The organism is Spirochaetae bacterium HGW-Spirochaetae-1 (assembly GCA_002839375.1).
Classification (GTDB): Bacteria; Spirochaetota; UBA4802; order UBA4802; family UBA5550; genus PGXY01.
In genome coordinates this window covers 390,522-414,052 of the sequence record PGXY01000003.1, presented here as the reverse complement: position 1 = coordinate 414,052, position 23,531 = coordinate 390,522, and the positions used below count along the sequence as shown (strand labels likewise).

Annotated in this window: 22 protein-coding genes and 1 tRNA gene; 15 read left to right on the top strand and 8 right to left on the bottom strand. The window is 48.8% G+C overall.

Annotation, left to right across the window (positions count from 1 at the left end):
* Positions 1–1,293, top strand: coding sequence for a hypothetical protein (locus CVV44_06470; GenBank protein PKL39860.1), 1,293 nt, complete (start codon positions 1–3; stop codon positions 1,291–1,293).
* A gap of 32 nt (positions 1,294–1,325) precedes the next feature.
* Positions 1,326–2,543, top strand: a complete 1,218-nt coding sequence (locus CVV44_06465; GenBank protein PKL39859.1) for a hypothetical protein — start codon at positions 1,326–1,328, stop codon at positions 2,541–2,543.
* 88 nt (positions 2,544–2,631) lie between these two features.
* Here the strand turns inward: CVV44_06465 and CVV44_06460 are convergent, their stop codons facing one another.
* On the bottom strand, positions 2,632–3,612 hold the full coding sequence (locus CVV44_06460) for a polysaccharide deacetylase (GenBank protein ID PKL39858.1): 981 nt from the start codon (positions 3,610–3,612) through the stop codon (positions 2,632–2,634).
* Positions 3,613–3,824: 212 nt separating this feature from the next.
* Positions 3,825–4,418: a GNAT family N-acetyltransferase gene (locus tag CVV44_06455; protein ID PKL39857.1), complete on the bottom strand. Its 594-nt coding sequence runs from the start codon at positions 4,416–4,418 to the stop codon at positions 3,825–3,827.
* A gap of 155 nt (positions 4,419–4,573) precedes the next feature.
* Here CVV44_06455 and CVV44_06450 point away from each other — a divergent pair, with 155 nt between their 5' ends.
* Positions 4,574–5,968 carry an aldehyde dehydrogenase family protein gene (locus CVV44_06450; GenBank protein ID PKL39856.1) on the top strand — a complete coding sequence of 465 codons (1,395 nt, stop codon included), beginning with the start codon at positions 4,574–4,576 and terminating at the stop codon, positions 5,966–5,968.
* Between the two features lie 140 nt (positions 5,969–6,108).
* Here CVV44_06450 and CVV44_06445 read toward each other — a convergent pair whose 3' ends face one another.
* The gene (locus CVV44_06445) at positions 6,109–6,765 is read right to left on the bottom strand and encodes a hypothetical protein (GenBank protein PKL39855.1); all 657 of its coding nucleotides are present in this window, start codon (positions 6,763–6,765) and stop codon (positions 6,109–6,111) included.
* Positions 6,766–7,067: 302 nt separating this feature from the next.
* Here CVV44_06445 and CVV44_06440 point away from each other — a divergent pair, with 302 nt between their 5' ends.
* The 4 genes from CVV44_06440 to CVV44_06425 all read left to right on the top strand — a co-directional run bounded on the left by CVV44_06440 (position 7,068) and on the right by CVV44_06425 (position 12,019).
* A complete protein-coding gene (locus tag CVV44_06440) occupies positions 7,068–8,666 on the top strand; it encodes a succinate-semialdehyde dehydrogenase (protein ID PKL39854.1) in 1,599 nt (532 codons plus the stop codon).
* 270 nt (positions 8,667–8,936) lie between these two features.
* The gene (locus CVV44_06435; protein ID PKL39853.1) at positions 8,937–9,563 is read left to right on the top strand and encodes a hypothetical protein; all 627 of its coding nucleotides are present in this window, start codon (positions 8,937–8,939) and stop codon (positions 9,561–9,563) included.
* 111 nt (positions 9,564–9,674) lie between these two features.
* The gene (locus CVV44_06430; protein ID PKL39852.1) at positions 9,675–10,898 is read left to right on the top strand and encodes an aldo/keto reductase; all 1,224 of its coding nucleotides are present in this window, start codon (positions 9,675–9,677) and stop codon (positions 10,896–10,898) included.
* Complete coding sequence (locus CVV44_06425; protein ID PKL39851.1) at positions 10,814–12,019, top strand: hypothetical protein; 1,206 nt, start codon at positions 10,814–10,816, stop codon at positions 12,017–12,019. Before CVV44_06430 ends, CVV44_06425 begins: the two co-directional genes overlap by 85 nt.
* Before the next feature lie 58 nt (positions 12,020–12,077).
* On the opposite strand, the gene CVV44_06420 is transcribed toward CVV44_06425, so the two are convergent.
* Entirely contained in the window at positions 12,078–12,851 is a 774-nt protein-coding gene (locus tag CVV44_06420; GenBank protein PKL39850.1) for a hypothetical protein, read from the bottom strand.
* Between the two features lie 208 nt (positions 12,852–13,059).
* Here CVV44_06420 and CVV44_06415 point away from each other — a divergent pair, with 208 nt between their 5' ends.
* The 7 genes from CVV44_06415 (at position 13,060) to CVV44_06385 (ending at position 19,799) form a co-directional block, all read left to right on the top strand.
* On the top strand, positions 13,060–13,926 hold the full coding sequence (locus CVV44_06415; protein PKL40133.1) for a GntR family transcriptional regulator: 867 nt from the start codon (positions 13,060–13,062) through the stop codon (positions 13,924–13,926).
* 102 nt (positions 13,927–14,028) lie between these two features.
* A complete protein-coding gene (locus tag CVV44_06410; GenBank protein PKL39849.1) occupies positions 14,029–14,511 on the top strand; it encodes a hypothetical protein in 483 nt (160 codons plus the stop codon).
* Between the two features lie 257 nt (positions 14,512–14,768).
* Positions 14,769–15,968, top strand: a complete 1,200-nt coding sequence (locus tag CVV44_06405; protein PKL39848.1) for a hypothetical protein — start codon at positions 14,769–14,771, stop codon at positions 15,966–15,968.
* A gap of 59 nt (positions 15,969–16,027) precedes the next feature.
* Complete coding sequence (locus CVV44_06400; protein ID PKL39847.1) at positions 16,028–16,867, top strand: transketolase; 840 nt, start codon at positions 16,028–16,030, stop codon at positions 16,865–16,867.
* A 128-nt stretch (positions 16,868–16,995) separates the two neighbouring features.
* Entirely contained in the window at positions 16,996–18,006 is a 1,011-nt protein-coding gene (locus tag CVV44_06395; GenBank protein ID PKL39846.1) for a transketolase, read from the top strand.
* A gap of 1 nt (position 18,007) precedes the next feature.
* A complete protein-coding gene (locus CVV44_06390) occupies positions 18,008–18,787 on the top strand; it encodes a hypothetical protein (protein ID PKL39845.1) in 780 nt (259 codons plus the stop codon).
* A 55-nt stretch (positions 18,788–18,842) separates the two neighbouring features.
* Positions 18,843–19,799: a hypothetical protein gene (locus tag CVV44_06385; GenBank protein ID PKL39844.1), complete on the top strand. Its 957-nt coding sequence runs from the start codon at positions 18,843–18,845 to the stop codon at positions 19,797–19,799.
* Positions 19,800–20,042: 243 nt separating this feature from the next.
* Here CVV44_06385 and CVV44_06380 read toward each other — a convergent pair.
* The 3 genes from CVV44_06380 to CVV44_06370 form a co-directional block, all read right to left on the bottom strand.
* Positions 20,043–20,115 (bottom strand) — tRNA-Trp (locus CVV44_06380).
* Between the two features lie 75 nt (positions 20,116–20,190).
* A complete protein-coding gene (locus tag CVV44_06375) occupies positions 20,191–21,645 on the bottom strand; it encodes an amidophosphoribosyltransferase (GenBank protein PKL39843.1) in 1,455 nt (484 codons plus the stop codon).
* A gap of 133 nt (positions 21,646–21,778) precedes the next feature.
* Positions 21,779–22,396 (bottom strand): molybdenum cofactor guanylyltransferase, encoded by a 618-nt coding sequence (locus CVV44_06370; protein ID PKL39842.1) that lies wholly within the window; start codon positions 22,394–22,396, stop codon positions 21,779–21,781.
* Between the two features lie 129 nt (positions 22,397–22,525).
* Here CVV44_06370 and mobB point away from each other — a divergent pair, with 129 nt between their 5' ends.
* Positions 22,526–23,050 carry a molybdopterin-guanine dinucleotide biosynthesis protein B gene (mobB, locus tag CVV44_06365; protein PKL39841.1) on the top strand — a complete coding sequence of 175 codons (525 nt, stop codon included), beginning with the start codon at positions 22,526–22,528 and terminating at the stop codon, positions 23,048–23,050.
* A 10-nt stretch (positions 23,051–23,060) separates the two neighbouring features.
* On the opposite strand, the gene CVV44_06360 is transcribed toward mobB, so the two are convergent.
* Positions 23,061–23,531 (bottom strand): hypothetical protein, encoded by a 471-nt coding sequence (locus tag CVV44_06360; protein PKL39840.1) that lies wholly within the window; start codon positions 23,529–23,531, stop codon positions 23,061–23,063.

The window sequence follows — 23,531 nt, the reverse complement described above, 5'->3', positions numbered from 1 at the left end:
ATGAAGATTAAGTATTTTTATATTTTCTTTTTGTTCTTTGTGCAGGTTATAGTAATGAATCAAGGAGCCCGGTCTGAAATCAAATTCAGCGGGGTTTCCGATACTTCAGCCTATATGTATCCCACGGAGAATAAGGATCTGACAGGAACCGAAACTAACTGGCGCTTCCAACAGGGTGTTCTTTTCGATGTGGAGTTCACCGATGCGTTCGGGTTTCATCTCAACAGCAGGGTAATTTACCGGACCAATGAATATGAAAATCCCGAACAGCTGGCCTTCAACTGTTATTACGGCTATTTTCAGTACGCCTTTACGGAAAAGCTGGTTATGCAGATGGGCCGCATTATGGACGCCGGAAATTTATCCCTGACTTATTTTGACGGCGCCAATCTTGAGTATGGCCTGACTATGTTTAAACAGGATTTTACTTTCAATCTCTACGGCGGTATGCTGGTCAATGACGATTATCTTGACGAGGATTCGATCGCCGGGTTTAACAGTTTTGATTTCAAGAATTTTTTCATAAAGCAGAGGGCCGGGGACTATACGGCGGGTATGAAGACTAACTGTCATATCAAAGATATTGCCTTTGTGGGACTTGATTATCAGACCCTTTTCAACGGCGGTTCTCTGGCGGAGCAGTATATATCCCTTGACTTTGACACTCTTTTTTCAAAAAAGATCCGCTTCTACGGCTACGGTACCTTCGATCTCATCGAGGGACTTCCTTCAAATACTCTTGCGGCGACGCAGATCAACGCCGTGGATAAGCTCTCTGTCATAATTGAACATGAATACTATCGTCCCGTATATCCCCGTGATTCCTATTTCTGGAATTATTTTATTCCCTATGGCAACCAGGAGATAAGCTGCATGATGGTTTATTCCCTGACTGAATACGTCACGGCCGATATCAGGTACGGGGTTATCCTCTATGAGGCCGAAGGTACGCCGGGTCATGAAGTTTCGGCCGGATTTGAGCACGGCAGCTTTTACAATACCCGGATAAAGGTCAACGGTGAATATATCTTCGGGCCCGAAGGCGATAAAATAACACTCATGACGGTTCTCAACAGACGGTTTTTTATAATTGATGCCATAGCCGGAGGCGGTATAGTATTTTATCAGGATGGCGAAGGCGGCGATACATACGATACAGGCATCTATGGCATGGGCGGAGCCGAGGCTTCCATTCTTAAGGATCTTCTTCTTTCCGTTACTATGGAATATTATCATAACCCTAAATACGATTATGATCTACGGGGTATTTTTTCGCTAAAATATTTTTTCTGACAGGACATGACATGACCAGGAACGGACGACACATGCTTATTATCATATCGGCGGCAATTATGCTTGTATTTGCCGTATTTCTCTATTCGGAGAACAGCCGGGTGTTCCCGCATAAGCCGCATATGGATATGGAGATGGAATGCACGGCCTGTCACACCGGTGCTGCGGCCAGTGAAAAGGCCCGTGATAATAATCTTCCCGACCTGAAAAAATGCAGCGGGGAATGTCATGAGAAGGATATCCTGAAGAAATTCGCCCCTGCCGGGTCCAGGCCCGGATACCGTCTCGACTTCAATCATAAAATGCACGCCGATCTGGACATGAAATGCCAGAAGTGCCATAAGGGGATTGCCGCTGATAAATTTGTTCCAGGCAGCGCTTTCCCGGCAATGAAGCTCTGTTTTGAATGTCATAACAATGACATGGCGGAAAAGAAATGTACAAAGTGCCACAGTGAAAAAGTCCGGTTTCCTCATAAAACGCATATTGACGCGTCGTTGAGCTGCGATGGGTGCCATACGGAAATTGCCAAAAGCATAAAAACCGATAACGGCCCTGATATTCCCGGCAAAGCATCCTGTAATGACTGTCATGAAAAAGAGGATGGTTACGGCGAGGTAACGGATTTTCAGTACAGGCAATCATATAAATTCAATCATACGTATCATACGAAGGAGCAGGGCCTTGAATGCAAGGGCTGTCATGAGAGCCTTTTTATAAAAAACAGGGTGGAACAATTTGAGATCGTTAAGGATTATAAGGATTGCTGTGCCTGCCATGATAATGAAACGGCATCGGGGTACTGCATGTACTGTCATATAACGCCCATAAAACCGGTAGACCATGGCCCCGACTGGGACAGGCAGCATAAGGTAAAGGCGGCTACGAATCTGAAAGCATGCAAGAGCTGTCACATCAGCAAAGATTTCTGCAGCAGCTGCCACAACGGGGTCCGGAAACCTCTGAACAGTCATAATCCGAATTTCGAGCTTACGCACCGGTATGAGTCCCGTGTATCATTGAAAAATTGTAAATCCTGTCATAGCGAACGATACTGCAGGAACTGTCACACCGCACGGGGGGTAACCACGGCGAGCAAAAAGTATCGTAGTCCTCACCCCGCCGGATGGCTAACAGCCGGTTCGCCGAACTTTCACAAGCGCAAGGCCCGTTTAAGGCTTTCTTCATGTACATCATGCCATACGAAGAATGACTGCAGTTTCTGTCATTTTACAAAAAGAAGGCGGTAGCTGGAATTGTAATGGAAGAATTCATTGATCAAACCGCTGCATGGAGTGGAGCAGGTAATCGGAATTGCTTCTGACGGAAGTGTAAAAATTACCGAATTTCCCTGCCCAGATCGCGGGCGCCTTCGCGCAGGTCATACAGGGCCCAGTTACGGCTCTCTATATCCATTTTTTTCTTCTTCATCAGGCCCAGAAATTTGCGTATACCCACGGGTTCATTCCCGTTGCCATGCACCAGGATAATGCTTCCATTGTGGGGCCACTGGTTTTTTGCCAGCCATGAATCGGTTCCGATGGGTATAAGGCCGAAACCGGTAATTTTATTAAAAAGGGTCAGGTCCGATGTGAGTCCGGGAAAACGGAAAAATATTGATGGCTTGATAGATCTTTCGATCATGGCCTTCTCGGTTTTCAGAATCTCCTCCTCAATGTGCAGCTTGTCGCCCAGGAGAAAGTTTTTGCGCAGCGGTGTCCCTTTTTTACTGTGGTGATAGTATGTATGGTTGATCCAGGTAATGGCAATCTTGCCATCGGTCTCCATGCGGCGGAGCCAGATGATATCATCCTCATGTTTTTCCATCCAGAGACCCGTGACCGCCACTGCCATGGGGACCGGCCTTCCCGCCGTCGTGAATTGCTGGATAACCTCGGTAAAGAGCTTCCTGTCCAGGGGATGCCGTGACGGGCACAGGTCAACGGTGAGATAGGTTTTCCGGTTCTGCGGTGAAAAATGGGTGATTCCCGCGTTGAGGAGCTTTTTTCCCCTTGATTCCGCATAGGAGAACAGCCGGCAATAGGGAGTACCCCTGAAAGTTTCCCGTATCTTTTTCATGTCGGCCGGAACCATGGTCAGGGAGTCGCGGGAATATATGGCGGTCTGAAGGGTTACGGGGTGAATTGTCAGAATCAGGTTGTTGCCGTTATGTCTGAATTTTCTCAGGGCAATTACCTGGACTCCGGTGTTCTTGATGGCGCATATGGCGTAATATTGTTCATAGAGATCGACGGTCCGGGCCGTCAGGGACAATGGCAGGAGTGTGAGCAGAATGATTATCTTTTTTTTAATACCCATGTGCCTTTGGGGGAAATCAGTTTTTTCAGGAAGGCGTCACCTGTGCAGCATGAAATCACCGCTTTCCCCTGCCACCTCCATAATTAATCACACAAATATACTGAAAGTCATGATATTTGTGGAGTAAAAATTATGGCATTGGCGATAATTTTCGATTTATCTCACAAATTTCTATTCTGCCCGAACAGGGGCTCTGACCCCCCAATGAGGATTTACAGTGCCCCGAAATATTCCTTCGGATATTCCACTTTCCCGGAGATTTCCGCAAGCCCGCCCGGGACAAGTTCAATGGCCAAGGAAGCTTCGTCAGGGGCGTCAAAGGGGAGGCGGATATTCCATGCCGAAGCACGTTTAAAACCAAAGCGGGGATAGTAGTCTGCATGGCCCAGGACATGCACTGCTTTGAATCCCTGTTTCACGCAGGCCTCGAGCCCGCTGCGTACGAGCCTGCTTCCTATGCCGCGATACTGGTATTCCGGTAGAACGGCCATGGGGGCCAGTGACAGTATAGTATGACGTTTGGCGTCGTCCAGGAGCGGTACGGGGAAAAAAAGGATGTGGCCCGTGAGTTCATCGCCCACCATCGCCACGAGAGACAGTCCGGGAATGAAAGCCTTATTCTTTCGCAGTTCCCTTATCATTACTCCTTCGTTGGTCTGGCCGAAGGCCAGGTCATTGACGGCGGTGATCTCGTCGTAGTCGCTGCTGTTTTCGAGGCGGATGATTATGTTCATGATGTGATAATGGCCTGGATATTTTCCCGTGTCAATGGAAATATATTTCCGGCGATGCTTACAGTTACGCATATCATCTTCGCGATGACGATATTCCTGATTTTTCCCGGTGTTTAATTCCCCTGATGTAATTGTTAAAAATGCTTGACAATTACACTGTTATTGCGATAAACGATTATCGATAATCGATATAATAAAAAAATATTGATCATATGTGGAGAGGATGTATGAATACCGCTATCAAAACTGAACAGTGGAATGTGGCCGAGACCCTTGATTCGCAAAGAAGCTTTTTCCTTACACAAAGAACAAAGGATGTTAAATTCAGGATCGAAAACCTGAAAAAATTGAAAAAGGCCATATTGAAGTACGAGGACGACCTTTTTGAGGCCCTGAAAATGGATCTTAATAAGGCGAAGTTCGAGGCCTTTGCCACGGAAGTTGGTTTTGTCCTTGAGGAAATATCCCATCATATAAAGCACCTGAAAAAGTGGATGAAACCGGTAAAGGTCAGGACTGACCTGGTGAATTTTGGTTCGCGGAGTTATGTCCTTCATGAACCCTTCGGAGTCGTGCTCATCATGTCTCCATGGAATTATCCGTTCCAGCTCCTCATGGACCCACTTGTAGGCGCCATTTCGGCGGGTAACTGTGCCGTGCTCAAACCGGCAAATTATTCCAGGCATGTTACCGATGTCATAGTACGTATGATAGGTGAAACTTTTGACCGTGAATATATCAGTGTTTTTACCGGGGGCCGAGACGCTATTCAGGAAATTCTTGAACACCGTTTTGATTATATCTTTTTCACCGGCAGTCCTTTTCTTGGGAAAATCGTCATGGAAAAAGCGGCACGGCACCTGACACCCGTGTCCCTGGAGCTGGGAGGCAAAAGCCCCTGCATAGTCGAGGATGATGCCAACCTGGATGTGGCGGCCCGGCGAATAGTTTTCGGCAAGTTTCTCAATTCCGGGCAGACCTGTATCGCACCCGATTATCTTCTTGTAAATGCGAAAGTAAAGAGCCGGCTCATTGAAAAATTAAAACATTACATTACACTTTCTTATGGAACCGATCCACATGTCAGTCCTGATTACGGCCGGATAATTAATGACGCCCAGTTTAAAAAATTATCGGAATTACTGAAAACTGGCGAGGTGATTTTTGGCGGTGATGTCGATGTGAGGGACCGCTATATGGCACCAACGCTCATGGACAATGTGAAGCCCGGGGACCCCATAATGCAGGAAGAGATTTTTGGACCGATTTTCCCCATCATGGAATACGATGATCTCGACGAGGTCGTATCATACATTAACAGCGGAGAAAAGCCCCTGGCCTTCTATTTCTTTACATCGAGCCGGAAAAAAGAAAAACTGGTTCTTTCGCAGACTTCATCGGGCGGCGGTTGTATCAACGATACTATGGTGCACCTGACTAATCCGCGTATGCCTTTCGGCGGTGTGGGGAACAGCGGCATGGGAGCCTATCACGGTAAATACAGTTTCGACACCTTCAGTCACCACCGTTCCATTCTGGCCAAGACAACGCTTTTTGATATTCCCCTGAGATACGCGCCTTATGGGGATAAGCTGAAGTATGCGAAAATGGTTTTCAAATAGTACTTAATCCACACCGGGGGAACACCGCATCGGCGGTTGATTGTCACTGTTTCCCTGACAGGTTTTTTGAAAATACTGATCGCAGGTATTCCCCGCCGCGTGGCGGGGCTGCCTGCAGGAAAAAGTCGCGTGAAAACCCATCAGGACTTTTCCAGGATGCCGATGGCGATTCTTTTTTCATTCCGGGTATATTCTTTGATCGTTTCAATCAATTTATCCAGGTTGGCTTCCAGCATGTATTTTTCCAGCTGCTTGAAATATTTCAGGTTCTTTAACAGTTCGTCTTTCCGGTATTTCAGGGTCATATATTCGACCCTGCGCTTGTTGGGCCACAGATCGGTGATGATATTTTTCAGCAGGGAGCTGTCTACGGCCCTGAGGGCTACCATGGCGATTTCGAATATGTTATTGAAGTAGTTTTCCACATCATTATTCTTTGCCGATATCTCGAGTTTTTTAAAGACCTCAAGAATTTCTTTAATGTAGAGCTCTGTTTTGCGCTCCATGGCTTTTCGTATAAGCAGCGCGTAGAGCTCCGAAACGATATCATACATGATATCGATATTCGATATGGATAATTCCGTTACATAGGTGCCCCGTCTCTGGTTTATTTCAACCAGGCCGTTTTTTTCAAGGATGCGCAGGGCCTCACGGACGGAACTCTGGCTTACGTCGAGATCTTTAGCTATTTTTGATTCGATCAGACGTTCACCGGAGCCCAACTCCATCCTGATAATCCTGCCCGATAGATGTTCCGCTATTTCATAAGCGAGGTTCTGAGATTTTAGCACAGCCATTTGTGGATCACTCCTATTTTTGGTAACAGATTATGGATAATGACAGGTACTGTGTTTATTTGTTAAGTATTTTTTAAATTAAAATTATCGTTGACTTTAAAACGATAATCGATAACCGTTAAACGGTTAATGGTGATTCTTGTTTGATAATAATAAGAATTCACAAAATAAATATATAAAAAGAACTCATACATGCCTGTCTTGAAACCGGTTAAAGCTCTTTGCCTGTTCATGTTTTATTTCCAATTCAAACATAGTTCTGGTGAATTATCCAGAAAAATTTAACAAAAAGAGAGATAATTATGAACAAACCGAAAATCCAGAAAAAAGCCTCATCAGGGAAAAACACAACAATCTGCATCAATCCTGCCACGGGGGAAAAACTGGCGGAATATGATGTGAACAACGTAAATGACGTTAAGGAGGCTGTGCGGAAGGCCGGGAAGGCGCAGCCCGCATGGGAGGCTCTCCCCCTTAAAAAGCGGATAGCTCATATCAAAAAAATGCGGCGATACATCATTGATAATCTCGATGAACTTTCAGAAATTATTTCCCGCGATAACGGCAAGACCCGCGTCGATGCCCTTGCCACGGAAGTTCTCTGTTCCGCCATGGCCGCTTCATATTACTGCAATAATTCCAGAAGATTTTTAAAAGACAGGAAACTGAGCATGGGAAATATCATGTTCATTAACAAACGAAGCAGGATAGCGCGCGTTCCTTTCGGCGTTGTGGGAATTATTGCGCCGTGGAATTATCCCTTTTCAATTCCCTTCTCTGAAATTGTCATGGCGCTTCTGGCCGGCAATACCGTAATTTTTAAGGCCGCTTCGGAAACCCAGATGGTGGGACATGTTTTGAAAAAGTGTGTCGACGCAGGGGCTCTGCCTGAGAACGTCTTTACCTATATCAATATGCCCGGGAGCCAGGCTGGCGACGCTTTTCTTGAGGCCGGTATCGACAAGCTTTTTTTTACCGGATCAGTGAAGATAGGCATGTATCTCATGAAAAAGGCCTCGGAAACCCTGACACCGGTATCCCTTGAGCTGGGAGGCAATGATCCCATGGTGGTATGCGAGGATGCCGATCTCGAGAGGGCCGCGAAGGGCGCTGTCTGGGCTGGCTGCCAGAACGCCGGGCAGTCATGCGGCGGCGTCGAAAGGATATATGTTCACAGTAATGTGTATCATGAATTCCTGAATCTGCTGCGGAAAGAGATACTTGCCCTGCGTATCGGTTATGATAGTGATTACAATGTTGATATAGGCGCCATGACAACATCGCGGCAGATGGACACGGTCAGGTCGCATATAAAGGACGCCCTTAAAAAAGGCGCCAGAATTTTTGCCGAATCACAGCCGCCGCAGGGAACCGGGGGGCAGTTTCTGCCCTGCACGGTCCTGGTTGATGTCAATCATGACATGGACGTGATGAAGGATGAAACTTTCGGTCCGGTACTGGGCGTAATGCAGGTGAACAGCATCGACGAGGCCGTTAAGCTCGCCAATGATTCATATCTGGGGCTTACCGCTTCGGTGTGGTCACGGAATAATAAAAAGGCTCTGGCCATTGGCCGGAAGATAAAATCAGGGGCCATCACCATCAACGATCACCTCATGAGTCACGGGCTTGCCGAAACGCCCTGGGGCGGATTCAAGCAGTCGGGGATCGGCAGGACCCACGGGGATATCGGCTTCGCCGAGATGACCCAGCCGCAGGTCCTGGTCAACGAAATACTTCCCTTTGCCAGGAAAAATTTCTGGTGGCATCCCTTCAGTCGGAATATTTATGAGGGACTAAAGGGTGTTGCTTACGTTCTGTATGCGAGAAGCCCCTTTTTACGGATTAAGGGCGCGATAAATCTTCTGAAGGTTTTTCCGAGAACATTTACCTTGCGATAGAATTTCTACTGAGTAAAGAAAGCAGGCTGATAAACCGGGACGGAAGGATTTCTGCCCGGTTTTTTTGCCCTATGGTACTGCTGAGCTGGATTACGGTTGCTCGGTTATAGTTGCTCAGAGTAAAAATTTTACTCTGAGCAACAGATTATTTTTGTTTACCCCTGTAATTACTGTTGACGATGAAGACTTTTATCATTAAATTGGACTCATAAACCGAAACGGACTGATAGTCCAAATATAATCAGATTAAAGCAGGATATCAATTTAACCATGGGACCCCGTGACAGAAAACTGCGTGAGCTGGAGGACCGCAAAAAATACATTCTGGAGAAGAGCAGGGAACTGTTTTTCCGGAAGGGCTATGAGCAGGTTACTATCCAGGATATCTGTGATGCCGTGGAATACGGCCGCAGCGTCATTTACTCCATGTTCGAGAGCAAGGAGGAGATTTATTCCTACATCTATCTCGATGCCCTGGAAATCCTCATTACGCTCAATTCATCCATTGATCCGCATAGCGATGACTTCGATGCGCAATTCATGAGGGGAGCGGAAAATCTGTACCGGTTTTACGCCGATTATACTGACTACTATAAGGCACTGTCTTATTTTAACAATAATTCCATGGCCTATTCAAAGATACCTCCGGCGCTGCTGGAACGGAAAAAATTTTTAGGGGAAAAAGCAGGGGAGCCCTTTGCCGTTCTGCTGGAGAGGTTTATGCAAAAAGATCTGCTCCGCCGTGTGAATATCCCCGACTTTATTAATCTTTTCTTTTCCGCTGTGATCGGTGTTATCGGCTTGTTCATTCATACCGAGGAAGAAGAGGACAAGGAGCGGATTCGGTCCTTTGTCATGCTTCATGCAGAACTGTATCGTGAGGGATTGAAAAAATAAATTGTTTTTTGCAAATACCGGACTGGCAGTCCGTTTAAGACTACTATATTAGTAAGATCGGATATTCAGAGAAGAAAAAGTGAAGTGAATAATCGGGTAAGGAGGATAGAGATGCTGTACAGAAAAATGCCGAAGAACGGTGATACCCTTTCAATCCTGGGTTTCGGCTGCATGCGCCTGCCGGAAAAGAACGGCAGGATCGATGAGGAACGGGCAATGGCCCAGGTGCGTCACGCCATTGATAACGGGGTCAATTATATCGACACTGCCATGCCCTACCACCTGGGGGCCAGTGAGCCCTTCCTGGGCCGGGCCCTGAAGGACGGCTATCGCGAAAAAGTGAAACTGGCCACGAAGCTGCCGCACTGGCAGGTGAAAAAAGCCGGTGACATGGAAAGGCTTCTGCGGGCCCAGCTGAAAAACCTCAATACGGGCAGCATCGACTATTACCTGATCCACAACATGAACGGTGATGACTGGGAGCGGCTCCAGGGCCTGGGTCTGCGTGAATTTATCACGGCGTCGAAGAAAGAAGGACTCATCGTCAACATTGGTTTTTCCTTCCACAGCAGGCTGCCGGAATTTAAAAATATCATCGACTCCTTTGACTGGGACTTCTGCCAGATCCAGTACAATTATCTCGATGAAGAAAACCAGGCCGGGACCGATGGCCTGGAGTATGCCGCGGCAAAGGGACTGGGGGTCATCATCATGGAGCCCCTGCGCGGCGGGAGCCTGGCCGGAGAGATGCCGCCCGCCATTGAGGATATATGGAGAAAGTCCCCGGTGAAACGCAGCGCTGCTGAATGGTCACTGCGGTGGATTTGGAATCATCGTGAGGTCACGGTGGTGCTCTCAGGTATGAACAATGAGGATCACATTGCGGAAAACCTGCGCATCGCCGGCGAGGCCCACGCGGACTCCCTTTCAGCCGAGGAGCTTGCCCTGGTCAGGGAGGCGGCGGAGAAATTCCAGTCCCTGATGAAGGTGGGCTGCACGGGTTGCCGGTACTGCATGCCCTGTCCATCGGGGGTCGATATTCCGGGCTGCTTCGAGATGTACAACAGCCGTCACATGTGGGGCAAGGAGAAGGAATCCATGATCAACTACATGGCGCGTTTCATGGGTGCCCTGGGTAAGGAACCGTCCAACGCCTCGCTGTGCCGCGAATGCGGGATGTGTGAAAAGGAGTGTCCCCAGGAACTGCCCATACAGGAACACCTGAAAGAAGTGGCCCGTGAGTTCGAGGGATGGAAGATGACCATGCTCGCCATGGTGGTACGCAGGATATTCGCGTTCCAGCGATGGAAAGAGCTGAGGAAGGGAGGCAGGTGATGGCCATGACTGTTTTTATGAAAACGGCACTATTCATATCCGTAGCAGGAGTCTTTCTGTTCGTGGCATCACAGTGTTCGAAATCAGCGGTGCGGAGAAGTGCCGACGGAAATTCCCTCCGGACACTGAAGGTTTCGCGTAACTATGACGGGAAGAAATTTTATAACACGGAATACACGGTCGTGACCAGGCCGGGGACCTTCTGGAAGAATATGGCAAACTTTTTCAGGGGTGATGAAATCCGCCGCCCTCCCTTTGCCCTGAAAAAGTTTACTGTGAACAGCTCCGCTCTGCATGATAGCGGCGCGGAACATCTGTGCGTCACCTGGATGGGACATTCAACGGTCCTGATTGAAATTGACGGCAAACGCTTTCTCACGGACCCGGTCTGGAGTGAGCGTGTTTCTCCCATCCCCTTTATGGGTCCCAAACGATTCTTCGATCCTCCCTGCGCCCTGAGTGAACTGCCTCCCCTGGACGGCGTCATTATTTCCCATGACCATTACGATCATCTCGACAGCGATACGGTCCGGTGGTTTGCCTCACGCGGCGTTGATTTCTACGCCCCCCTGGGCGTGGGCAGGTACCTCCTGGAGTGGGGTGTGGCCCCGGAGAAAATTCATGAGTTGGACTGGTGGGAGGATATTGTCCTGGGACAGCACCGGCTCGCGGCCACCCCGGCCCGGCATTTCTCGGGCCGGAAATTCATAAACGGCAATGATACCCTCTGGGCCTCGTGGGTGATCGCCGGACCGGGACACCGGGTATTTTACGGCGGTGACGGCGGCATGTTTTCCGGGTTTCATGAAATCGGTTCGAAGCTGGGCCCCTTTGACGTGACCATGCTTGAGATCGGCGCCTATCATGAAAACTGGAGCGAGATACACCTGGGGCCCCGGGGAGCACTGGAGGCCCACGCCTCCCTGCGGGGAAAGATTCTCATGCCCATCCACTGGGGAACCTTTACCCTGGCTTTTCATGACTGGGATGGGCCGGTCAGGGAATTGATCAGGGGGGCCGACGATGATGATATAAAGCTCCTGGTTCCGGAGCCGGGGAGAAGCATTGTACCCGGCAATGATCCGGTGATACAGCGCTGGTGGGAAGAAGGGGCCCATTAAAAAATAATTGCAATAAGAAATATATTATCGCAGTGCATTATTGTGCCGCGATAATTTTTCAGTGTGCGTTTTTAAAACTGTCAAAGACCTCCAGGAACTGTTCGGGAATGTCGCGGCGCTTTGATTCGTCATAGGTTCCTGCCAGTACGGACTGGAGCAGGTGGAGATAATTGCCAATGGCCTGGGGCGGAGGATTCGTTGAAGAGAGTAATTCCTGGATAACCTGCGATACCGGTATCCTCTCGGCGGGCGGGCCGTTCAGGGATTCGGCGAATGCGGAATCTGTCAGTGTCGTGAAGAAGTCCATCATGTCCGTGCGGGCCATATCGCGTATGACGCCGGTATATAGCTCCGCGAGTTTCCGGTCCAGGAGGGGAAACATTTCGGTCGTATCCTCACCTTTAACAAGGGCCATGAGAAATGCCAGGTAGCGGGCAATATCCTGAGATCCTCCCTCGGGCTGGGATGCCAGGATCATCTCCAGTTCCTGCAGGGCCATATCCTGCTCCGTCTTTTCTCCTTTGGCTGCCAGCACGGTCTTTTGTGTGATTTCCTTGAGCCGGTCAAAAATTTCATTGCCCTTGAATTTGCGCATTACCTGGCCGAAGATGTCCTGTAAATCCGGTGTCAGGCGTGACCATAATTCCTCTGCATCGTCGCCCTTCACCACGGTGAGAAGAAATTCCAGGTAGAGGAGCATATCCTGCGGCGCTCCCTCTGGCCGGTCAGAGAGCAGTGTATCCAGCTCGGATTGAATTTGTTGACGTTCCAGGTCGCCGGTACGGGCGGCAATAATTGCGCGTTCGGTGAAGCTTTTCAGATATTCCTGCATTGATTTATTCTCCCAATGAGGTTATTTTTCTCACAGGGACATTCAGGGCAAGACTTTTTCGCAGAAAATGACGCGTGGTTTTGAAAAAAGAGTCTTTTATCGGGGAATGAATGAAGGGGCTCTGACCCCGATCGCGGGAAAAAGTAAAAAAGAGTAGCCGGAAATGGCCTTTTTTCATATCTGGAGTGAAAAAGCAGGGGGACAGAGCATAATGGTGCAACCGGGAAAACATAACAAGCTGAAGGTCTTAAAAGTACATGAATCAGGCGTGCTTCTCGATGGAGAGGATTACGGTCAGGTGAAGCTGCACCCCAGGGAGGCTCCCGCGGGATGCAAGGCCGGTGATATAATCATTGTTTTTCTTTACCAGGATGCCGGCGGGACGCTGAAGGCCACGACCCGGGAGCCCCATGCTGAAGTGGGGCAGTTTGCCCTTTTAAAAGTGGTGTCGGTCAATGAGACCGGTGCTTTTCTCGACTGGGGTCTGCCCAAGGATCTCCTGGTTCCTTTCCGGGAACAGCACAAAAAGATGGAAGAGGGAAAAACCTACGTGGTCCATATTTATTTTGATGAAACGAGCGGCCGGATCGTCGCCTCGTCAAAGCTGAACAGGTTCGTCGATAAAAGCCCCATAGCCGCAAAGGAGGGGGAGGAAGTTGACCTGTTAATCTGCGGACGTACTGACCTGGGATACAAGGCCGTCATCAACGGCAGGCATATGGGTGTGCTGTATAAAAATGAGGTGTTCCGGTCGCTGCATACCGGGGAGCCCGTCAAGGGATTCATTAAAAAGATACGTGATGACGGAAAAATCGATCTGACGCTCCATAAGCCCGGATTTAAAAAGGTGAACACCTTGTCAAAGGTGATCCTGGAAAGGCTCAGGAATGAGGGCGGCTTTATTGCCGTGAACGATAAAAGTCCACAGGAACTGATTTACCGTCTCTTCGGTGAAAGCAAGACTACTTTCAAGACCGCCATAGGCAATCTCTATAAGAAAAGAAAAATATCCATTGATAAGGACGGCATAAGGCTTGCCGAAGACAAGGGGAACGCTGATCGGGGTGAGCGATAATATTCTTGACAGGGACTATCTGAATTAAGACTATATATCGATACGTTGCAACCAGGCGGAATTTTCGCCGCTGCTTAAATAAAACAGTATAACGATTGTGTGATGAAAGAAGCAATAAGAGAGCTGAGTCTCAGACGCCAGGAAATAGACGAGATACTCTATGAAACCATGTCGGCGATATATCAGTTCGACCGCCTGAAGGTGTCGCTCTTCGGCATGACGTACCAGGACTCCTACCTGCTTTATTATATATCATATAAGGTTTCAGCGCGGATCGGTGAAATCGCCGAGGAAATGAATATTCATATCAGCACTGCCAGCAGGGCCGTTGATAAGCTGGAAAAACGGAGACTGGTGGTGAGAAAAAAAGACCAGGCCGATAGACGGAATATGCTCGTAGCCCTGACACCGGCAGGCGCCATGCTGATGAAGGCCTCGGAAGATCATTCGTTCAATACGATCCTGGCCGGTTTGAGCGATTTTACCGACGAAGAGATAATGGCCATTATCAAAGCCGCGAAAAAACTGAATAAAATTCTCGGAGTTCCTTCCATTTCCAATTTACAAAAAACCTCAAAGCCCTGAAGGCAATCTTTTCTTCTGTCCTGAAACCGGAATAGGAGCCCCATTGACTGTCAAATAATACTTGTATATATACAAATAATATTTGACAAATTAAATAATCCCTGAATTATTGAACTATTACATAAATATTCAATGATTGCATGCATGCAACCAAAATATACATCGCGGAAGGTTATATAGAAAAAGACAAGTAGTGAAAATACAGGCGACAAAGAACTCCGGAGAAATCGCACAAAATTTTATAACCGAGGGAATCTATGAAAACCATCTTTTTTGAGGTCAGTATTCCACGAATATTACTTACAAAAGCACTGGCGAAGCTGAGTCAGCGGGTGTATTACTCGCCGCTCTCTCCGGTGAGGTTCAGGAATATACCCGACAGGTCACTGCCCGGGGAAAACTGGGTGCGAGTCAAGACCCGGATCGCCGGTATTTGCGGCGCCGACATGTCGCTTTTCTATGTAAAGGCCGACCCGCGAATTTCAATCGCCGCCCTGCCCGGAGTTCCCAGGGTTTTCATGGGCCATGAACTGGTAGGAAATGTTGTGGAAACCGGTGACGGCGTCACGCACCTTTCTCCGGGCGACCGGGTTGTACTCCAGCGTTATCTTCCCTGCTGTTCGATCAAAGAAATAAAACCGCCGTGCAGGAGTTGCAGCGAAGGCAACTATACTCTCTGTGAAAACTTTTCTGAAGGTGACATGCCCGTAAACCTCGGTGCCGGATTCGGCGACCATTTTATAGCGCATAGCTCGCAGTTGATAAAAATTCCCGATGATATTTCCGATGAAACGGCTGTCATGATCGAACCGGCTTCCGTATCGCTCCACGCCGTGCTGCGCCGCCTTCCCCGCAAGGGTGAACGGGTGCTCGTAATCGGTGCCGGTGTGATAGGATTGAATGTAATACAGTTCGCCCGACTGCTGCAGCCCGAGTGTTCAATTTATGTCCTCGAGAAAATGGATTTTAAAAAGAAGCTGGCCGGACAGATGGGAGCTGATCATATCCTGGAGGGAGATCCTTATGAGGCTGCCGCAGGGATGACCGGAGCTCGACTCTACCGGGGGCCCCTGGGCAACAAATATATGCTGGGGGGCTTTGATCTCATTTATGACTGCGTCGGACAGTCCTCTACCATACATGATTCTCTCCGATGGCTCAGGGCCAGAGGCGATTACATGATGATCGGCAACCAGCTGTCCCCGGTTCGATTTGATCAGACGCCGGTGTGGAACCAGGAAGTCAATATCATCGGCGTAAACTCCCACGGCGGCGAAATGTATGAAGGGGAGAACATCAGCACATTCGATCTTACCGTCAGGATGGCCCGGGAGGGCAGGGTGGGTTTTGAAAAGTTTATCACACACCGGTTCCCTCTTTCGCGTTATCGCGAGGCTTTCAAATTTATCAAAAGCGGCACGGGTAATAATATCAAGACCATACTCGAGATGGAATGACCGTGAATTTATCGGTACGATTATTCCGCTTTAAATGATATTACAATAAGGAGTGCATCATGCCAGTTACAGACGAAGAAATCATCAAGCTGCGACAGCACGCGAAAACGCTGAGGATGGATACGGTAGACGTGACATTCTGGGCCGGGGGCGCACATATAGGCGGCGCCCTCAGCATGGTCGAAATTATGATCCTGCTTTATTACAGGTATATGAAAATTGATCCAAAGAATCCCGATATGCCGGACCGGGACAGGCTGATACTGAGCAAGGGCCACGCCGGCGTAGGATTTGCCCCGCTTCTAGCGCGCCTCGGCTATTTCGATTTTGAATTGCTGAGAGACTTTAACAAGTTTAATTCGCCCTTCGGTATGCACCTTGATGGACAAAAGGTAAAAGGAGTCGATGTTTCAACCGGGTCCCTGGGCCACGGTCTGTCCATGGCCGTGGGATTGGCCCTGGGAGCGAGGCTGCGCGGCAAGTCATGGCGCACCTACTGCATTCTCGGTGACGGAGAATGTAATGAAGGGTCCGTATGGGAGGCAGCCATGGCGGCTTCCCACTATAAAACTACGAACCTGATCACTTTTATAGACAGAAACCGTCTTTGCGTGGACGGTTCGACTGAAGAGGTTATGGCCGTGGAGCCCTTTGCCGATAAATGGAAATCTTTTGGATTCATTGTAAAGGAAGTTGACGGACACAGTTTCAGGGAATTGTCGCAGGCAATCGAGGAGGCGCAGGCCGAGACCGGGGCTCCCGTGGTTATAATTGCGCATACCGTTAAAGGTAAGGGCATCGGTTTCATGGAAAACGACGTGCGCTGGCATTATGGCGGCCTCGATTCAGATAAAATAGTTGAGGCAAAACAGTTGATAGAAAGTTCCGTCATAGGTTGACGGTGTTTTGGAAACAGAACAATAAGGGCACCTCTAAAAATTTGTTTTTGGAAGTTCCCTTGTGGGCACAGGCATATGGAAAACCTGATTTTTAGAGGTTCCCATAAATAATATCCGGGAGGTTTATCATGGCGGTGGGATTGACGTGGAATGTCTATGACGCGAATACCATGACACAGGCAGAGATATATGGCAGGGTACTGTGTGCCCTGGGAGAGACAAATGAGGACATAGTCGGTCTTTCGGCAGACCTGGCGAAATCGACGAAGATCGGGGAATTCGCTGCAAAATTTCCTAAAAGGTTTTTCAACGCGGGGATAGCGGAACAAAACATGTTCGGTATGGCTGCAGGACTTGCGAAGGCGGGATTTATGCCCTTTGTGTCGACCATGGCGGTATTCACCACCATGAGGGCAGCGGAACAGGTCAGGACGGATATTTGTTATCAGAAACTCAATGTTAAAATCATCGCCACGCACGGGGGCATTTCCTTTGGTCAGGCCGGGACCACGCATCAGTGCACGGAAGACATCGCAATTACGCGATCTATGGCGAATATGACGGTCATCATACCGGCTGACGGTATCGAATGCGCCAACGCGATAAAGGCCTGCATCGACCGTCCCGGTCCAGTGTATATCCGTATCGGGCGGGGGTTTGAGCCAAATTGCCATACGAGTGATGATTATGGTTTTGAAATAGGAAAGGCCCTGGAGATGCATCCCGGGACGGATATTACGCTCATCTGCTGCGGAGTGACGGTGCTGCAGGCGCTGGAGGCTGCGCGGATGCTCCAGAAGAACGACGGCATCAGCGTTCGTGTGATCAATATGCATACTATCAAGCCCCTCGATGAGGACATCATTCGTAAGGCCGTGACGGAAACACGGAGAATTATCACCTGCGAGGACCATAACATTTACGGGGGACTGGGAAGCGCTGTTTCCGAAGTAATCGCCGAATACGGGAAGTCCTGCGTGTTTACGCGGGTTGGGATACCTGACTGCTTTTCTATCGTGGGATATCCGGAAGATCTTTATTCCCATTATAAACTGGACGCCGACGGAATTATGGAAAAGGTCAGGGAGATCATGGGCAGGGATTTCGAGGATGATGACAACTGGGAGGATAATTTCTGATATGGCATCGCACGATGAAAGGCTGGCGGCGGAACTGGTTCTCAATGCGCTTTTTCCATTACTCAAGGTCGTCCTGAAAGAAAACCCGGCAGTGAGGAAAAAGTTTGAGGGTGTCGAGGCTGTGGTTCAGTTTCACGCTCGTGATCCTGAAGGCGATGTGGGTTCTTATCTTCGTTTCAGCGGCGGCGGACTCGAGGTAGTCCGGGGGATATGGGAAAACCCCGATATTTCCTTCGTCTTCGGCAGCGTGGGACGAATGGTCAGGATGCTGGGAGGCAAGCCGGCCCTTTTCAGGATAAAGGGTCTCTTAAAGTTTTCCCTGCTTCTTAAGGTGCTGGCCCTTCTCATGAATCTGACGCTGCTCATGCCCACGGCACGTCCCGGTGATCCGGACAAAAAAAGGATGAAGGTCAAGTTGACCCTGTACATGATGGCGGCGTCGTTGAGCCAGTTCAACAAGCTGGGTGATCCGGAAATGAAAAAATGGACATCGAAACAGCCGGAGCGCATTTACCAGTTTTCCGTGGCGGGTAATGAGGAAATGGCCGCCTATCTGCGTGTAAAGGCCGGGAAGTCACAGGCCGGTCCGGGGATATGCGGAAGACGCCAGCCCTTTGTCCATATGAAATTCCGCAGTATCGACGAGGCCCTGCCCATTATTCTTAATGACATAAACATGGTTGTTGCCGTTGAAAAAGGGTATCTGTCGCTGGAGGGGTCCCCCGAATACGCAAGGGACATCGGTACTTTCATGATGAGGATACAGTCTCTTATCATGTAAATGTAAAGCGGAATCACGATTTCTGTATTAAAAAGAATAATCAAAGGAGAAGGGTATGGCTGGATCGAAAAGAGTACTTTGCATAACAGGGGCCTTCGGTTATATCGGCAGTCGCCTTGTGGAAAGGCTGCGAAGCGATACGGTTTTCACAAAGATAATATGCATGGATATAATGCAGCCATCGGTGGACCTGCCGGAAAAGTATAAATATTATTTTTGTGACATACGCGATAAAGAAAGCATGATGTCAATTGTGGGAGATGAAGGGGTCGATACCATCATACATCTGGCCTTTATCGCCAATCCTACGCGTGATCCTGACTTTGAATTTGACGTCGATGTCAACGGAACGAAGAACGTGATAGATGTCTGCGGAAAAATGAAAATTAAAAAACTGGTTGTGGCCAGTTCGGACTGCGCTTATGGTTTTTTTGAAGGCACGCCGGACTATCTTCCCGAGACCGCCCCGATTCGCTCCACACCGGGATTCCCCTATTCAGAGAATAAAGCGGAAATTGAAAAGCTGCTTTCCGATTTCATAAGGAGCGATCATGGCTGTGAAGCGGTTATAATGCGGCCGTGCATCGTTATGGGTCCCAACGCGAAAAATACGACATCGAAATCTATGAAGGATCCCGTCATCATCGGCGTACGGGGGTATGATCCCATCATGCAGTTCATTCACGAGGACGATGCTGCCGAGGCCTTTTATCTTGCGGCGGTAAAAAAAGTGAAGGGAGCCTTCAATCTCGCCGCCGATAAAGGGCTTCGCTATTCGGCGCTCGCGCGGGAGCTGGGCAAACCCATGATCTCACTCCCGGCGTGGCTCATCTATCCCCTGGTACAGCTCCTCTATAGCCTGCGTATTGTACCCTTTGGAAAGGCGCAGGTGGATTATATCAGGTATCCCCTCTCCATGGATGTCAGTAAAATAGGAAAGGAACTGGGGTTCAGGCCGAAGTATTCATCGTCAGAAACGGTCAGAACAATTATGCCTGTGAAACCGCAATAGTAATCTTTGTTCCTGGAAGCATATCGCTACAACTCCCACCTCTGGTGGGGGTCGTTAATTAAAAACCGGAATGCATGAACTTGCAGTGACAAAAAGCATCATGAATTGGTTCCGAATGCCGTAGTATCTAATGGCGACGGGTCACCATTTCATGGAAGAAACGCTTTGCATTTTTCATGTGGGAAGAAGTTTCGTCTATAAACAAAGTGGACGTTTCCGATAGTTCGAAAACGTCCACGTATGCAGGTGACGAGGGTCTCGAACCCCCAACCTGCGGTTTTGGAGACCGCTGCTCTACCAATTGAGCTAGTCACCTAGGTACTCAACCATATACTAAAACAAAGAATATCAGCGTCTTGTTTCCGTCAAGTAATTAATTTGCGTGTATTTTCTAATAGTACTCGCTGCAACTCATATCCTCGAAGAGATATTTCTGGTTCTCTTCAGCGCAGTCATCCAGGGGAGAAGGATAATTGCTGTCGAAACAGGCCGTGCAGAAGCCCATTTTGGGACGGTCAATAGCCTGCAGCATGGTTTCAACGGTCATGTATTCGATGGAATCGACGCGCAGATATTTCCGTATCTCCTCGATGGTGTGCGATGCGGCGATGAGCTCCTTGCGTGTCGGTATGTCTATTCCGTAGAAGCAGGGAAAGCGCGTGGGCGGTGATGATATGCGTACATGAATCTCCTTGGCGCCGGCATTGCGGAACATTTTTATAATCTTCCGCATGGTGGTGCCGCGCATGATGGAGTCGTCGACAACAACGATCTTTTTGCCTTCGACGGCTGAGCGGACCACGTTGAATTTAATTTTTACGCCGAAGTCACGGATGCGCTGTTCCGGCTCGATGAATGTCCTGCCGATGTAATGGCTCCGTATCATTGCAAGCTCATAGGGAATGTTCGATTCCCGGGCGTACCCGATGGCCGCCGATACGGATGAGTCCGGTATGGGTACTACTATGTCGGCTTCCACGGGAGCCTGCCGGGCCAGCATGCGGCCCAGCTGGATGCGCATCTCGTGAACCGATTCTCCGAATATGATGCTGTCGGGCCGTGAGAAGTAGATATATTCGAAAACGCAGAGCGATTCGGGCTGTTTTTCAAAGGGATAGTAGGACTTGATGCCATAGCTGGAGAGTTCCACCAGTTCGCCGGGATGTATTTCGCGGAGGTACTCGGCATCGACGATATCGAAGGCGCAGGTCTCCGAGGCCACGCAGTAGGCGCCCTGTACTTTTCCCAGGACCAATGGCCGAAGTCCGTGGGGATCCCGCACGGCATAGATTTTTTCACGATTCATTATGAGAAGGGAATAGGCGCCCTTTACCTGTTTCAGCGAGTGAATGAGGGCTTCAAGGAAATCTTTTATGCCGGAGCGGGCCATGAGGTGAACGATGACTTCTGAATCTATGGTTGTCTGGAAGATGTGTCCTTTTTGTTCGAGCTCGAAGCGGAGAGTTCCCGCATTGGATAGATTGCCGTTATGCGCCAGTACAATGGGCCCAAGGTTCGATTCGGCGCGAAAAGGCTGGGCGTTCCTGAGATAGGATGATCCCGTGGTGCTGTACCTGTTGTGCCCGATGGCCCGGTCACCCTGCAGGTTGTCCATGTGCTTCGGTTCGAATACGTCTATGACTTTGCCCATGCCGGCATACCGGACTATGTGATTACCGTCCGATGAGGCAATGCCGGCCGATTCCTGTCCCCGGTGCTGAAGGGCGTAAAGACCCAGGTATGCGAGATTTGCGGCTTTAGGATGACCGAAGATGCCGAAAATGCCGCATTCCTCTTTTGGTCTCCCGTCGTCTGACGATAAAAATTGATTTTCGGATAACTCCATATTAGCACCGCTGATGGTTTATGATGACTCACATATAGGTTCAGTCTCAATACTGTAAAGTAATTTTACGATAAATTACTAAAATAATCAAGTTAATTTACAGCACCGTAATTCAGTTCCCAAAGGGGCCCTGTTAATGCAGGTCATCGGTGTAATTTATGTTTCTGAACACCTTATAGGGATCGTCATAAAATGTGATCTCATCCTCACCGATGACACGAATTTCGGCATTGTTATAAAAATCAATGAGTTTTCCTTTACCGGCATCGATGAGCTGTTTTATAGGTTTGATGCAGGAAGTTGAATAAATGGCATGAAGCGGCTGATAATGTCCGTCAAGCATGGGCACTATCACGTCATATTGTGGCGGGATAGAGGCCATGTAGGCTATTAATGAAGAATTCAGAAAGGGCATGTCGCAGGGAACTACAAAGGCCCTGCCGTTTTCACAATTGCATAGAGCGGAATATACTCCGCCTATGGGGCCAAGACCTGGAATGATGTCGGGATACACTTTCACGCCGGGAATTGAATATTTATCCCCTTCATCGGCGATGATGGATATCTCTTGGAATACGGGGGACAGGGCATCGTAGACATGCATGATCATGGGCTTTCCATTGAATTCATAGAGGGATTTGTCCCTGCCGAAACGGCTGCTCCTGCCGCCGGCGATAATATAGGCGCGGGTAATATTAGTATCAGTCATGGTAACAGATTCCTTTTTTTTAACACCATACGAAAGAGTCATTGAATCATTCAATGATTTTTTTATTAAAAATCATTTGATAAAACGCCCGATATAGGCCAGGGTGTCCCGTGAAAAGTACGACCGCGCATACAAACCGGGAATGGTTTATGAAGTCTGTATGCACAGGGCATGAGAAAGGCGGGAACCATAGCAATGAAGATATTCGCTGTCGTTGGCAGATCTAATTCGGGCAAAACTACCCTGGTAGAGAAACTTGTGCGCCATTATACGCGTGGAGGCCTGAAGGTTTCCACTATTAAGAGCATCCGACATGATTATGAAATGGACCATCCCGGCAAGGATTCGTACCGCCACAGGGAAGCCGGCGCTTTTTCCAGTGCCATTACCAGCGGAAAAAAATTCAGTCTGATCTCCACTATTGATGATGATATGACCCCCCTGGAGCTGGCACAGCGTTATTTCTCACATTCGGACCTGGTGATCATTGAAGGATACAAGGAAGGCGATACACAGAAAATAGAGGTCGTCGGCGATTCTTCGGAAGACCCGCTCTTTCTGTCAGGAGTGGATAATATTCTCCTTGTTGCCTCGGATAATAGTCTTGAGACGGTTTTACCTCAGTACAGGCGTGATGACGTGGAGGGAATCCTCCGCGGCATCGAGGACCTTATCCTGAAAACAACGAATACATGAAAGGAATTTTTCAGCGGTCCACGCGTCTGACCGTGATACATGCCTCGCCCAGGAAGTCGGTCTTTTCTTTTACGGGATGATCTCCGTCATTCAGTTCCAGAATTTCATCTGTGGCAAATACGCATACGTTGAATATGTTGTGATTTCCCTGCCGGGGGTTTCCCAGCCAGGTGATGGCTCGCCAGATGCCCTTGCTGTCAAGGGTGCCTTCCGGTTCAATATGCCATATCTTTTCCTTTGTGCTCTGTTCAATGAGATATACATGAAGATTATTTTTCAATTTGGCATCCAGTTTGTCATAGTTGACCACGGTGCCGCTCATCTTCAGCGGCAGGGAGCGGGAGACCACGGAGCCGTCTTTATGACTGGTGAAGTTAAATTGCACTGCCGTGGATTTTTTCCCGCATGCGGCGGTCATGACCGTGATGAAGATCACCGATAAAAAAAGAACGCTGTTTTTCGCCAGGTATGTTTTTTTCAT